Annotated in this window: 14 protein-coding genes; 7 read left to right on the forward strand and 7 right to left on the reverse strand. The window is 74.9% G+C overall.

What is annotated here, in order from left to right:
- Positions 1-7 precede the first annotated feature (7 nt).
- From E1300_RS31415 to E1300_RS31425, 3 genes are all read right to left on the reverse strand, one after another.
- Positions 8-1,126, reverse strand: a complete 1,119-nt coding sequence (locus E1300_RS31415) for an ABC transporter permease (protein ID WP_131760729.1) — start codon at positions 1,124-1,126, stop codon at positions 8-10.
- Complete coding sequence (locus tag E1300_RS31420) at positions 1,123-1,884, reverse strand: ATP-binding cassette domain-containing protein (protein ID WP_131760730.1); 762 nt, start codon at positions 1,882-1,884, stop codon at positions 1,123-1,125. Before E1300_RS31420 ends, E1300_RS31415 begins: the two co-directional genes overlap by 4 nt.
- A 277-nt stretch (positions 1,885-2,161) precedes the next feature.
- On the reverse strand, positions 2,162-3,088 hold the full coding sequence (locus E1300_RS31425) for a LysR family transcriptional regulator (RefSeq protein ID WP_131760731.1): 927 nt from the start codon (positions 3,086-3,088) through the stop codon (positions 2,162-2,164).
- 176 nt (positions 3,089-3,264) lie between these two features.
- Between E1300_RS31425 and hisD the strand changes: the two genes are divergently transcribed.
- Positions 3,265-4,575, forward strand: a complete 1,311-nt coding sequence (hisD, locus tag E1300_RS31430) for a histidinol dehydrogenase (protein ID WP_207400061.1) — start codon at positions 3,265-3,267, stop codon at positions 4,573-4,575.
- Positions 4,576-4,699: 124 nt separating this feature from the next.
- On the opposite strand, the gene E1300_RS31435 is transcribed toward hisD, so the two are convergent.
- Positions 4,700-5,323 (reverse strand): TetR/AcrR family transcriptional regulator, encoded by a 624-nt coding sequence (locus tag E1300_RS31435; protein WP_131760732.1) that lies wholly within the window; start codon positions 5,321-5,323, stop codon positions 4,700-4,702.
- An 81-nt stretch (positions 5,324-5,404) separates the two neighbouring features.
- Between E1300_RS31435 and E1300_RS31440 the strand changes: the two genes are divergently transcribed.
- The 4 genes from E1300_RS31440 to E1300_RS31455 all read left to right on the forward strand — a co-directional run bounded on the left by E1300_RS31440 (position 5,405) and on the right by E1300_RS31455 (position 8,592).
- Positions 5,405-5,803 carry a nuclear transport factor 2 family protein gene (locus E1300_RS31440; RefSeq protein ID WP_131760733.1) on the forward strand — a complete coding sequence of 133 codons (399 nt, stop codon included), beginning with the start codon at positions 5,405-5,407 and terminating at the stop codon, positions 5,801-5,803.
- A complete protein-coding gene (locus E1300_RS31445; RefSeq protein ID WP_165503073.1) occupies positions 5,800-6,201 on the forward strand; it encodes a nuclear transport factor 2 family protein in 402 nt (133 codons plus the stop codon). Before E1300_RS31440 ends, E1300_RS31445 begins: the two co-directional genes overlap by 4 nt.
- A gap of 127 nt (positions 6,202-6,328) precedes the next feature.
- The gene (locus E1300_RS31450; protein WP_131760735.1) at positions 6,329-7,522 is read left to right on the forward strand and encodes an acyl-CoA dehydrogenase family protein; all 1,194 of its coding nucleotides are present in this window, start codon (positions 6,329-6,331) and stop codon (positions 7,520-7,522) included.
- On the forward strand, positions 7,519-8,592 hold the full coding sequence (locus E1300_RS31455) for an acyl-CoA dehydrogenase family protein (RefSeq protein ID WP_131760736.1): 1,074 nt from the start codon (positions 7,519-7,521) through the stop codon (positions 8,590-8,592). The genes E1300_RS31450 and E1300_RS31455 overlap by 4 nt, the downstream gene beginning before the upstream one ends.
- 66 nt (positions 8,593-8,658) lie before the next feature.
- Here the strand turns inward: E1300_RS31455 and E1300_RS31460 are convergent, their stop codons facing one another.
- The 3 genes from E1300_RS31460 to E1300_RS31470 all read right to left on the reverse strand — a co-directional run bounded on the left by E1300_RS31460 (position 8,659) and on the right by E1300_RS31470 (position 10,762).
- Complete coding sequence (locus E1300_RS31460; protein ID WP_131760737.1) at positions 8,659-9,498, reverse strand: 1-aminocyclopropane-1-carboxylate deaminase/D-cysteine desulfhydrase; 840 nt, start codon at positions 9,496-9,498, stop codon at positions 8,659-8,661.
- Entirely contained in the window at positions 9,495-10,139 is a 645-nt protein-coding gene (locus tag E1300_RS31465) for an adenylate kinase family protein (protein ID WP_131760738.1), read from the reverse strand. The genes E1300_RS31460 and E1300_RS31465 overlap by 4 nt, the downstream gene beginning before the upstream one ends.
- A gap of 65 nt (positions 10,140-10,204) precedes the next feature.
- Complete coding sequence (locus tag E1300_RS31470) at positions 10,205-10,762, reverse strand: universal stress protein (RefSeq protein ID WP_165503074.1); 558 nt, start codon at positions 10,760-10,762, stop codon at positions 10,205-10,207.
- 137 nt (positions 10,763-10,899) lie between these two features.
- On the opposite strand from E1300_RS31470, the gene E1300_RS31475 reads away from it, so the two are divergent.
- Positions 10,900-11,394 carry an XdhC family protein gene (locus E1300_RS31475; RefSeq protein ID WP_131760740.1) on the forward strand — a complete coding sequence of 165 codons (495 nt, stop codon included), beginning with the start codon at positions 10,900-10,902 and terminating at the stop codon, positions 11,392-11,394.
- 53 nt (positions 11,395-11,447) lie between these two features.
- On the forward strand, positions 11,448-12,095 hold a 648-nt coding region (locus tag E1300_RS31480; RefSeq protein ID WP_165503075.1), incomplete at its 3' end, for an alcohol dehydrogenase catalytic domain-containing protein.

Genomic DNA, 12,095 nt, shown 5'->3' on the forward strand with positions numbered 1-12,095 from the left:
GGGTCTCCTAGCTGCGGTCGCGCCTGGCGCGCTTGAGGTGGTCGACGTAGACGGCCGCGATCAGCACGAAGCCGATCACCACCTGCTGCCAGTAGGGCTGGACGTGGGTGACGACGAAGCCGTTCTGGAGGACGGCGGGGATGAAGATGCCGACGACGGTGCCGAGGACGGTGCCGATGCCGCCGTACAGGCTCGTCCCGCCGAGCACGACCCCGGTGATGACCTGGAGCGCGTCGGTGGCGTGGCCGGAGATCGTGGTGGTGGCGAACCGGGTGAGCGACATCGCGCCCGCGACCCCGGCGAGCCCGCCGCTGATCGCGTAGAGCCGGACGAGGTGGCGGCCGACGTTGATGCCGGCGCGGCGGGCCGACTCCTCGTTGGAGCCGACCAGGTAGGTGTGGCGGCCGAACCGGGTGAACGCGAGGACCAGCCCGCCGGCCACCGCGACGAGCGCGGCGACGTAGACGAGCCAGCTGAAGCCGAGCGGCCGCGACGTGGTGATCGTCAGCAGCGCGTCCGGGACGGTCGTGACGTCGTTGCCGCCCGTCAGGAGCTGGGACGCGCCGAGCGCCGCGCCCATGGTGCCGAGCGTGGTGATGAGCGCGGGCACCTTCAGGACCGTGATGCACAGGCCGTTCACCAGCCCCCAGGCGACGCCGGCGAGGACCGCCGCGGCCATCCCGGCGACCACGACGAGGGCGCCGTCCCCGCCGAGCGCGGACATCGTCTTGGCCATCACCACGCCGGAGAACACCAGCACCGACCCGATCGACAGGTCGAACCCGCCCGCGACCATCACGTAGGTCATGCCGACGGCCATCACCAGCAGGACCGAGATGTCCAGCGAGATGTTGCGGCCGGTCGCCGTGGTCGGGAACGCCTCGGGACGCAGCGCCGAGAACAGCAGCACGAGCAGCAGCAGGACCAGGCCCATGTAGGCCGGCGAGGACGACAGGAACTTGCGCAGCGGTGACCGGTGGACGATCCGCAGCGCGCCGCCGCCCGTCCCGTCCACGCCGCCCGTGTCGCTCGCGCCGCCCGCGCCGCTCCTCGCGCCCGCCGTGGGGGCCTTGTCCGCGTCGTCCGCAGCGCCCGCCGGGGGCGCCTGCGCGGGGATCTCCGTCATGCCGCGTTCCCTTCCAGCGCGCCGGTCATGGCGCCGACGAGCTGCTCCACCGTCGTTCCCGCCGCCGCGAACTCGGCGACGCGGCGCCCGAGCCGCAGGACCTGGACGCGGTCGGCGACCTGGAGCACCTCGGGCATGTTGTGGCTGATCAGCACCACCGCGATGCCCCGGTCCGCGACCCGGCGGATCAGCTCCAGGACCTTGCCGGTCTGCCGGACGCCGAGGGCCGCGGTCGGCTCGTCCATGAAGACGACCTTGTCGGCCCACAGCACCGACCGGCAGATCGCGACGCTCTGCCGCTGGCCGCCCGACAGCGCGGCGACCGGCGCCTCGATGTCCTTGACGTCGGTGCCCATCTCCGCGAACGCCCGCCGCGCCCGGTCGCGCATCGTCCTGCGGTCGAGGACGCCGAGCCGCCCGAGGATCCCGGGCTTCAGCAGCTCCCGCCCGGCGAAGACGTTCTCCGCCGAGCCGAGCTCCGGGGCGAGCGCCAGGTCCTGGTAGACGGTCTCGATCCCCATGCCGTGCGCGTCCTCGGGCGAGCCGAACGCGACCCGCTCGCCGGCCAGCCGGATCTCGCCGGCGTCCGGGCTCAGCGCACCCGAGAGGATCTTGACCAGGGTGCTCTTGCCGGCTCCGTTGTCGCCGATCAGGGCCGTCACCTCGCCGCGGGCCACCGAGAAGTCGGCTCCCCGGAGCACCTCGACGTGCCCGTAGCTCTTGCCGATGCCGCGGGCCTCCAGTAGCGGGTCCGCCATGGTGAGTCTCACCGACCTTTCGTCCGGTCCGGGCGCGCGGACCGGCCTCCGTCGCCGTCGTCGGGCGGCGATCGCGCCGGACCACCGGTCGTCGCCGGGCGGGCCGCCGCCCGGGCGCCGGGGGCCCGCGTGTGCACTGGGCCACATCGGGTGGCTTGGCGCGCAATCTACGAGCCGCCCGATCCGAAGGACAACGCCGAATGATCCTCTACGGTCCACAGGATTTTCCTGTGGAGCGTCCGGAGGCCCTGTGGCGTAAGGGCTTTCGCGTTCCCGGTCAGCTCCGGCGGCCGAGGATCCGGGCGTGCGGGTTGTCCCGCGCGAGGCGGTGCAGGTGGTCGCGGGCGAGCCGGATGAACTCCGCCGTGCCCGCCGACAGCCGCGCTCCGCGCCGCTGGACCACCGCGATGTCGTCGTGCAGGGGCTCCTCCAGCGGAGCGCTGTGGAGGCCGGGCCCGCGGGTCTGGAGGACGGTGCTCGCCACGACGGTGTCCCCGAGCCCGCGCCGGACGAGCTCCAGCGCGCCCTCGACCCGCTCGACCTCGACGTAGGGCGTCAGCGCCAGCCCGCGGGCCCGCATCCGCGCCGTGATCTGGCGCCGGGTCGGGTCGGTGCCGGCCCACGCGGCGTCGTAGAGGATGAGGTCGCCGCGGGCCAGCCGCTCCAGCGGGACGGGGCCGTCGGCGCGCCGCGGGTCGGCGCTGACGTACCGCACCTCGTCCCGCATGATCGGGGAGACGGTCAGGTCCTCCTCCTCGACCGGCAGCACGACCAGCCCCGCCTCCAGCCGCCCGGCGCGGACGGCGTCGGCGACCTCGGCGCTGTTCTGCCCCGGCAGCCGGACGCGGACCCGCGGGTGCTCCCGCAGGAAGGTCTCGACGAGGGGCCCCACCAGGTAGTAGTCCGCGTTGCGGAACAGACCGAAGGTGGCGAGGCCGCCCCTGAGCCCGCGGACGTCGGCGACCGCCCGCTCCGCCTCCCCGGCCGCCCGCAGCGTCGCCCGCGCCTGCGGCAGCAGCGCCCGGCCCGCGTCGGTGAGCTGGAGGGCGCGCCCGCGCTCGAACAGCGCCGTGCCCAGGTGCCGCTCCAGCCGGCGGATCTGCTCCGACACCGACGGCGTCGCCAGGCTCAGCCGCTCGGCCGCGGCGGAGAACGAGCCCGCCTCGGCCGCGGACACGAAGTACAGCAGCTGGATCAGCGTCATTAAGGGAGAGCCTTCCGATCTCTAAGGAAAGAGGAGGCTACCCCTCCCGCCGGGGCCTCGGCTAACCTCGCCGCGACCGGGCTGCCGCGTGCGACGGCCGCCGCGCGCGGTCGCCGGCCCGCTGCCCGCGCCGGCCCCGCTCCCGCCCTCCCACACCTCCCGTTAGGAGTAACCACGTGCGTGTTCCCGCCGGCGACGTGACCGTGCTGAAGAGGCCGCTGAAGATCGCCTCCAGCGCCGTCGATCCGCAGGTCCGCGACCGGGTCAGCGAGATGCTCTCGACGATCGAGCGGGACGGCATGGACGCCGTCCGCCGGTACTCGCGCGAGCTGGACGGCTGGGATCCCGGGTCCTTCGCCGTCACCGCCGGCGAGGCCGCCCGCGCGACCGCCGGGCTCGACCCGAGGCTGCGCGAGAGCATCGACTTCGCGATCGAGCAGGTCGCCGGGTTCGCCGCCCGCCAGCTCGCCACCCTCACCGACTTCGAGGCCGAGACGCTGCCCGGGGTGGTCCTCGGGCAGAAGCAGATCCCGCTCGCCCACGTGGGCGCCTACGCGCCCGCCGGGCGCGTGCCGATGCTCGCCAGCCCGTTCATGACCGTCAAGGTGCCGAAGGTCGCCGGGGTGGACCGCGTCGTCGCCTGCACCCCGCCCCGCGCCGGCCAGGGCGTGCACGCGCCGACCCTGTACAGCCTCACCGCGTCCGGCGCGGACGCCGTCTACTGCCTCGGCGGCGTGCAGGCCGTCGCGGCGATGGCGTTCGGCCTGCTGGACGGCGCCGGCCCCGTGGACAAGCTCGTCGGCCCCGGCAACGCCTTCGTCGCCGAGGCCAAGCGGCAGCTCTACGGCCAGGTCGGCATCGACATGATCGCCGGGCCGTCCGAGGTGGCGGTCATCGCCGACGACTCGGCCGACCCCGAGCTGGTCGCCGCCGACCTGCTCGGCCAGGCCGAGCACGGCCCGACCTCGCCCGCCGCGCTCGTCACCACCAGCCGCGCGATGGCGGACGCGGTCCTCGCCGAGATCGACCGGCAGCTCGGCGACCTGGCGAGGGCCGGCGCCGCGGAGGTCCCCGGCGCCGCCTGGCGCGACTACGGGTTCGTGCTGCTCGCCGCCGACCACGACGACGCCGTCCGGCTGAGCGACCTGCTCGCCGCCGAGCACCTGGAGGTCCACACCGACCGCGACGACTGGTACCTCAAGAACCTGCGCAACTACGGCTCGCTGTTCGTCGGGCAGCGCGCGACCGTCGCGTTCAGCGACAAGGCGATCGGCACCAACCACGTGCTCCCGACCGCCAACGCCGGCCGCTACACCGGCGGCCTCTCCGTCGCGTCCTTCCTGAAGACGGTGACCTGGCAGCGGATCGACACCGACGAGGGCGTCCGCGCCATCGCCCCGCACGTCGTCACCATCTCCCAGGCCGACCTCATGCCCGCCCACGAGGCCACCGCGGCCAAGCGCCTGGAGCGCCTGCCCCGCGCCTGACCCGCGCCCCGGCCGGCATGCGGTTCCCTCCACCGCATGCCGGCCTTCCACCGCGGGGCGGACACCGGTCCGCCCCTTCATTCGTCCAGGCCGCCGCCGCGCTCACCGGGCGCCGCGGACGGCCCTATTCGCGTGGCACCGACCCGGCCGCGGCGGGATACGGCGGCGCTGAGCCCGCGTCCGGCGCGCGGAGGCCGTCGAACGCGATCGCGAGGACGCCCTCGCCGGCGCCCGCGTGCCCGGCCGCGTAGGACAGGCCGGCGAGGAGGGCCATGACGTCGGCGGGCCCGATGTCCGTGCGGACGGCCCCCGCCTTCTGCGCCCGCTCCACCAGCGCGCCGAGCGCCTCCTTGAGCCCGGGGCCGCCGCCGCTCTGGCGCGCCGCCTCCCGGGCGTCGACGCCCGCCTCGGCGAGCGCCTCCGTGATCGCCTGCTTCGCCTTCGCCTGCGCGACCACCCGGGCGAGGAAGCCGAACAGCGCCGCGCCGGGGTCGGCGGCGCCCAGCAGGTCGCGGGCCTCGCCGGCGAGCCGCTCCAGCAGGGCCACGAGGGCGGCCTCCAGCAGCGACTCCTTGGTGGGGAAGTGCCGGAACACCGTGCCGATCCCGACGCCCGCCTCCCGCGCGACCTCCTCGGTGGACGCCGAGGTGCCCCGGGCGGCGAACACGGCCTCGGCCGCCGCGAGGACCTTGGCGCGGTTGCGGAGCGCGTCGGCGCGCAGGGGCCTCCCGGACGCGGGTGCGGACATCTCGGCCTTCCGTTGACATGTGGAGTCGAGACTCCGTATTTTCTCATACGGAGCGCGAACTCCGATTGTAGAGGAGAGACGATGTCCGAATTCGCCAGCCCCCGCGCCGTCTTCCTGCGGCTCATCGGCGGGGTCACGGCGCGCCGGCCGGACCTGCTGCCGCAGCTCTACGCCAAGGACGCGGTGGTGGTGCACCCGTTCGCCCACCCCGCGTCCCGGCTGGAGGGACGCGACGCGCTGCGCGAGCACTTCGCCCAGCTGGAGACCCTGCCGATCGAGATGCAGGCGCGCGACGTCGTCGTGCACGAGACGACCGACCCCGAGGTCATCGTGGCCGAGTTCGCGTACGCCGGCCGCAACACCGAGACGGGGCGCGAGTTCGTCGTCCCGAACATCTGGGTCCTGCGCGTCCGCGACGGGCACATCGTCGAGTCCCGCGACTACGCCCACCACGACGCGTTCGAGCGGGCGATGGCGTGACGCCCCGCGAGGTCTTCGAGCGGCTCAGCGCCGGCATCTCGGCGGGCCGCTGGCACGAGCTGGCCGCCCTCTACGCCGAGGACGCGGTGGTCGACCAGCCCTTCGCCCTCCCGCCCGCGCCGCCGCACCTGGAGGGCCGCGCGTCCCTCGACCGGCACTTCCGCGCCGCCGCGGCCGGGCCGCTGGAGCTGGTCGCCCGGAACGTGGTGGTGCACGAGACGGCCGACCCCGAGGTCATCGTGGCGGAGTTCGACTACGCCGGCCGCGTCGCCACCACCGGGGCGGCGTTCCGGGTGGCGAACGTCCAGGTGCTGCGGATCCGGGACGGGCTGATCGTCGAGACCCGTGACTACCACGACCACCGCGGGCTCGCCCGCGCGATGGCGGCGCGCCCGTAGCGGCGGTTGACTCGGTCGGCCGCCGGTTCCTAGGGTGGACGCGTCATACCGACCGGTTGGTATGTCCGGTGCGGTGGCCCCGCCCGCCACCCCGGCGCCGCCCTGATCCCGCGCGGAGGTTCGCCCCGTGAGCACAGCACCGCCCGACGCCGACGAGCTGGACCGGCGGGTCGACGCGTTCCTCGACGCGCACGACCCGGCCGCCACCGAGCCGCTGGAGTTCCTGCGCGCCCGCTTCGACGCCGGGCTCGCCTGGGTCCACTACCCCGAGGGGCTCGGCGGGCTCGGTGCCCCCCGCGCCCTCCAGCCCGCCGTCGACCGGCGGTTCGCCAAGGCCGGCGCGCCGACCAACCAGCCCGAGCGCAACGGCATCGGGCTCGGCATGGCGGCCCCGACGATCCTCGCCTTCGGCACCGAGGAGCAGAAGCGCCGCTTCCTGCGCCCGCTCTGGACGGGCGAGGAGATCTGGTGCCAGCTGTTCAGCGAGCCCGGCGCCGGATCCGACCTCGCCGCCCTCGGCACCCGCGCCGTCCGCGACGGCGACGGCTGGGTCGTCAACGGCCAGAAGGTCTGGACGTCGATGGCGCACGAGGCCCGCTGGGCGATCCTCGTCACCCGCACCGACCCAGACGTCCCGAAGCACCGCGGCATGACCTACTTCGTCTGCGACATGACCGCGCCGGGCGTCGAGGTCAGGCCGCTGCGGCAGATCACCGGCGAGGCCGAGTTCAACGAGGTGTTCCTCACCGACGTCCGGATCCCCGACACCGACCGGCTCGGCGACGTCGGCCAGGGCTGGCAGGTCTCCACCACGACGCTGATGAACGAGCGCGTCGCCATCGGCGGCGCCGCCGCGCCCCGCGAGAGCGGCATGATCGGCGTGGTGGCCGCGCTCTGGCGCGACCGGCCCGAGCTGCGCACCCCCGGCGCGCACGACGCCCTGCTGCGGCTGTGGGTCGAGACCGAGGCCGCCCGGCTCACCGGCGCGCGGCTGCGCCAGCAGCTCACCGCCGGGCAGCCCGGCCCGGAGGGCTCGGGCGCCAAGCTCGCCTTCGCCCGGCTCAACCAGGAGGTCTCCGGCCTGGAGCTGGAACTGCTCGGTGAGGACGGCCTGCGCTACGACGACTGGACGATGCGCCGCCCGTCCGAGGTCGACTTCACCCGCCGCTCGCCCGGCTACCGCTACCTGCGCGCCAAGGGCAACTCCATCGAGGGCGGCACCTCGGAGATCCTGCGCAACATCATCGCCGAACGGGTGCTGGGCCTGCCCGGCGAGATCCGGGTCGACAAGGACGTGCCGTGGAAGGACCTGCCCAAGTGAGCGACCTGCTGTACAGCGAGATCGAGAACGACCTGCGCGCCGGCGTCCGCGACCTCCTCGACGACCGGGCGCCGTGGACGTCCGTGCTCGCCGGGACCGAGAAGGACGAGCCCTACGACGCGGCGCTCTGGCGCGCCGTCGCCGGGCAGCTCGGCTGCGCGGGGCTGCCCGTCCCCGAGGACCTCGGCGGCGCCGGCGCCACCTGGCGGGAGACCGCCGTCGTCATGGAGGAGCTGGGCCGCGCGGTCGCGCCCGTCCCGTTCCTCGGCAGCGCCGTGGTCGCCACCGCCGCGCTCCTCGCGGCCGGCGAGCGCGATCTGCTCGCGCGGCTGGCGGCCGGCGAGGGCGTCGCCGTCCTCGCCGTGCCGTTCAGCACGCCGCCGGGCGGGCCCGTCCCCGCCGTCCAGGCGAAGGACGGCGCGCTGACCGGCGAGGTCACCAGCGTCGCCGACGGTCTGGCGGCGGACGTGCTGCTCGTCCCGGCGGCGGACGGCCTGTACGCGGTCGACGCGTCCGAGGCCCGCCGCACCGCGGTCACCTCGCTCGACATGACCCGGCGCCTCGCCGACATCGCCTTCTCCGGCGTGCCCGCGCGGCGCGTCGCCGAGGGGCCGGACGCCGTCCGCGCCGGGCTCCTCGCCGGTGCCGCGATGCTGGCCTCCGAGCAGCTCGGGACCGCCGAGCGCTGCCTGGAGACGACCGTCGAGTACCTGAAGACGCGCTACCAGTTCGGCCGGCCCGTCGGCTCCTACCAGGGCCTCAAGCACCGCCTCGCCGATCTGTGGACGTCGATCACGCAGGCCCGCGCCGTGGCCCGGCACGCGGCGTCCTGCCTCGCGGCCGCCGATCCCGACACCGAGATCGCGGTCGCCGTGGCGCAGGCCCACTGCTCGGCCGTGGCGGTGAAGGCGGCCGAGGAGTGCGTGCAGATGCACGGCGGGATCGGTTTCACCTGGGAGCACCCCGCGCACCTGTACCTCAAGCGGGCCAAGAGCGCCTCGATCGCCCTCGGCTCCCCGGACCGCCACCGCGCGGCCCTGGCCGTCCTGGTCGACCTGCCGCCCGCCTGACCGCGGCCCGCCTGTCCCTGGCCCGCCCGCTCCGTCCGCTCCGTCCGCTCCGGACGGGGCGGGCGGTCAGCCGGTGATCACCGCCAGGATCCGGGTGCCCGCCGGAAAGGCGCCGCGCTCGGCCAGGGCGAAGACGCCGAACATCATCTTCGCCGTGTACACGGGGTCCAGGACGAGCCCGTGCCGCTCGGCGAAGTCGCCCGCGAACGCGTCGAGCTCGTCCGTCCGCTTGGCGTAGCCGCCGAAGTGGAAGCCGTGCTCCACGCTCCAGTCGCCGCGCCGCCCGCCGTACGCCTCGCGCTGGAGCCGCTCGACCTCCCCGTCCAGGAAGCCGCCCTTCAGCACCGCGACCCCGAGGGCCCGGCCGCCCGGTGGAAGGCCCGCCGCGAGGCCCGCCAGCGTGCCGCCCGTCCCGCACGGGCAGCAGACGACGTCGTACCCGCCGAGCTCGGCGCCCAGCTCGGCGCATCCCTTGAGGGCGAGCGCGTTGCTCCCGCCCTCGGGCAGCAGGTAGAAGTCGCCGTGCCGCTCCCGCAGCGCCCGCAGCACGCCGGGCTCGTGCTTGCGCCGATACGTGCCGCGGTCCATGTAGTCCAGCCGCATGCCCGCCCGCTCGGCGAAGGCGAGGACCTCGTTCAGCGGACGGTGCTCCTCGCCGCGCACGATCCCGATCGTCGCGAACCCGAAACGCGCGCCCGCCGCCGCGACCGCCCGGAGGTGGTTGGAGTACGCCCCGCCGAACGTGAGCACTGTCCCGTGCTCGCGGGCCGGGGCCAGGTTGTGCTTGAGCTTGCGCCACTTATTGCCGGGCAGGTCCGGATCGAGCAGGTCGTCCCGTTCCAGGAAGAGCCGCAGGCCGCGCCGCGCGAAGCGCTCGTCCGGCAGCTCCACCACCGGCGACGTCATCGCGGCATCGGCAACCCGAGCTTCTCCCGGATCGTCCGCTGGACGGTGTCGATGTCCGGCCGGGCGTCCACGGTGACGACGTACTCCTTGCGGCCGAACAGCTCCAGGACCGGGTCGGTCTTCTGGTGGTAGTCGCGCAGCCGCTGCGCGATCGCCTCCTCGGTGTCGTCCTCGCGGGCCACGAGCTCGCCCCCGCACACGTCGCAGCGGCCCTCCTGCGTCGGGCGGTCGTCGATCAGGTTGTAGTCCATGCCGCAGCGGGCGCAGTACCGGCGGGCGAGGACGCGCCGCCGCACCTCGCCGTCCGGCAGGTCGAGGTGGATCACCCCGTCGATGTCGTAGCTCTCCAGGAAGAACTCCGTCTGCCGCCGGTTCCGCGGGAACCCGTCGATGATGAACCCGAAGTTCCAGTCGTGCTGGTCGAGCCGCTCCCGGACGATCCGCTCCACCAGGTCGTCCCCGACCAGCTCGCCCGCCGCCATCGTGCGCCGGACCTGCGCGCCGATCTTCGTGTGGTTCTTCACGTGCCAGCGGAAGATGTCGCCCACGCCGATGTGCACCAGGTCCAGGTCCCGCAGCAGCAGCGCGGACTGCGTCCCCTTGCCGCTGCCCTGCGGGCCGACGATGACGTATTTGCGCATCACCGCAGCCTATTGGCAGCCGCCCGCGCCCCGCCGATCGGCGGCCGGCCGGCGAGGCGCGGCGGTCAGCGGGGGAGCCGGAGCCGGCGGCCGAGCCGGCGGAACCGCGAGCGGTCCGGCATCTGCGCGGGCGACGCGTCCCGCGCCGTCAGGCTCTCCAGCAGGGCGTCGAACGTCGGCGGCCGCACGCACACCAGCGTCGCGCGGGCCCGCCGGGCGCAGTGCAGCCGCACCGACGGCCGCAGCAGCCGCGAGAACGGGCCGCGGCTCCCGTGCCCGACGACGAGGATGTCGTCGTCGCCCGCCAGCCGGACCAGCGTCGCGCCCGGCTCGCCGACCAGCGCCAGCGCGGTCATGTCCACGCCGTCCGGCGGGCCGTCGCACACCTCGGCGAGCAGCCGCGCGATCAGCTCGGCGCCGGACCCGCGCAGCGCGTCGGTGATGCCGCAGCCGAGCTGCCCGGCCGCCGACACGTGCGGCGGCAGCGGCGCGGCGTGCGCGACGAGCAGCGGCAGCCGCCGGAGCCGGGCCTCGCCGATCGCCCAGGAGAGCGCGCAGCGGGCACCCGCGGAGTCGTCGACCCCCACCACCACGCGCGGGCCGCCCTCCGGTCTCGCGATCACGGTTCCTCCCGGCACTGCGGTCGATGTGCACTCTAGGGTGCAGGCATACCCGTTCGCGCGGAAGTGTTTCGCGGTCTGGAAAGCAGGGTTTTCGCAAACGCGCAGGCCCCGCCGGCTGGACGGGGCAGACTTTCCCCATGGAAACGCACGAGCACGACACGTCCTGCGCCGTGGCGCACGGCGACGTTCCGTCCGGCCGGGAGGACCGGACGCTCGTCGCCGTGTTCGCCACCCCGGTCGCCGAGCACCTCCTGCGCTACGGCGCCGACCTCGGCTACCGGACCCTCCTCGTCGACCCCGACAAGGACCGCGACGGCTCCTGCGACCTGCCGCCCCTCGACGGCGCCGCCGACGTCGTCGTCACCGACCACCACCGGCCCGAACTGGGGCCCGTCCTGCGCGACGTCCTCACCCAGCCCGTCCGCTGGGTCGGCGTGATGGGCAACCCCCGCCACCCGGCGCCGCACGTCCCCGCCCTGACCGGGCTTGGCGTCACCGCCGAGGACATCGCCCGCGTGCACCGCCCGATCGGCCTCAACATCGGCTCCCGCACCCCCGCCGAGATCGCCATCGCCACCCTCGCGGGCCTCATCGCCGACCGCAACGACCGCCCCGGCGGCTTCGAGTTCTAGCGCGCGCTCAACCGGGGATAGCCTCCGGTGACGAGTGCGAGGAGGACCGTGCCATGCGGGCGGTGGTGTACGACGAGTTCGGCGGCGCGCCGGAGGTGCGCGACGTGCCCGACCCGGACGTGCCCCGCGCCGGCGTGGTGATCCGCGTCGAGGCCACCGGCGTCTGCCGCAGCGACTGGCACGGCTGGCAGGGCCACGACCCCGACATCCGCGCGTTCCCGCACGTCCCCGGCCACGAGCTCGCGGGCACCGTCGAGGCGGCCGGGCCGGACGTCGCCCGCTGGCGCCCCGGCGACCGCGTGACCGTCCCGTTCGTCTGCGCGTGCGGCCGCTGCGCCGCCTGCGCGGCCGGCGACCAGCAGGTGTGCGAGGCCCAGACCCAGCCCGGCTTCACCCACTGGGGGTCGTTCGCCCACTACGTCGCCATCGAGAACGCCGACGTGAACCTGGTCGGCATGCCGCTGGAGATGTCCTTCGCGACCGCCGCCGCCCTCGGCTGCCGCTTCGCGACCGCGTTCCGCGCCGTCCTCGGCCAGGGCCGCGTCACCGCCGGCCAGTGGGTCGCCGTGCACGGCTGCGGGGGCGTCGGGCTGTCCGCCGTCATGATCGCCGCGGCGGCCGGCGCCCGCGTCGTCGCCGTGGACGTCGCGCCGCAGGCCCTGGAGATGGCCCGCCGCCTCGGCGCCGCCGCCGTCGTGGAC

The sequence above is a fragment of the Actinomadura fibrosa genome (genome assembly GCF_900659615.1).
Lineage (GTDB): Bacteria > Actinomycetota > Actinomycetes > Streptosporangiales > Streptosporangiaceae > Spirillospora > Spirillospora fibrosa.

What these genes read in the sequence shown, in the direction of transcription:
- E1300_RS31435 (WP_131760732.1), bottom strand. Translation starts at nt 5,323, where the DNA reads ATGTCCGCACCCGCGTCCGGGAGGCCCCTGCGCGCCGACGCGCTCCGC.
- E1300_RS31420 (WP_131760730.1), bottom strand. Translation starts at nt 1,884, where the DNA reads ATGGCGGACCCGCTACTGGAGGCCCGCGGCATCGGCAAGAGCTACGGG.
- E1300_RS31425 (WP_131760731.1), bottom strand. Translation starts at nt 3,088, where the DNA reads ATGACGCTGATCCAGCTGCTGTACTTCGTGTCCGCGGCCGAGGCGGGC.
- E1300_RS31440 (WP_131760733.1), top strand. Translation starts at nt 5,405, where the DNA reads ATGTCCGAATTCGCCAGCCCCCGCGCCGTCTTCCTGCGGCTCATCGGC.
- E1300_RS31415 (WP_131760729.1), bottom strand. Translation starts at nt 1,126, where the DNA reads ATGACGGAGATCCCCGCGCAGGCGCCCCCGGCGGGCGCTGCGGACGAC.
- E1300_RS31460 (WP_131760737.1), bottom strand. Translation starts at nt 9,498, where the DNA reads ATGACGTCGCCGGTGGTGGAGCTGCCGGACGAGCGCTTCGCGCGGCGC.
- E1300_RS31475 (WP_131760740.1), top strand. Translation starts at nt 10,900, where the DNA reads ATGGAAACGCACGAGCACGACACGTCCTGCGCCGTGGCGCACGGCGAC.
- E1300_RS31465 (WP_131760738.1), bottom strand. Translation starts at nt 10,139, where the DNA reads ATGCGCAAATACGTCATCGTCGGCCCGCAGGGCAGCGGCAAGGGGACG.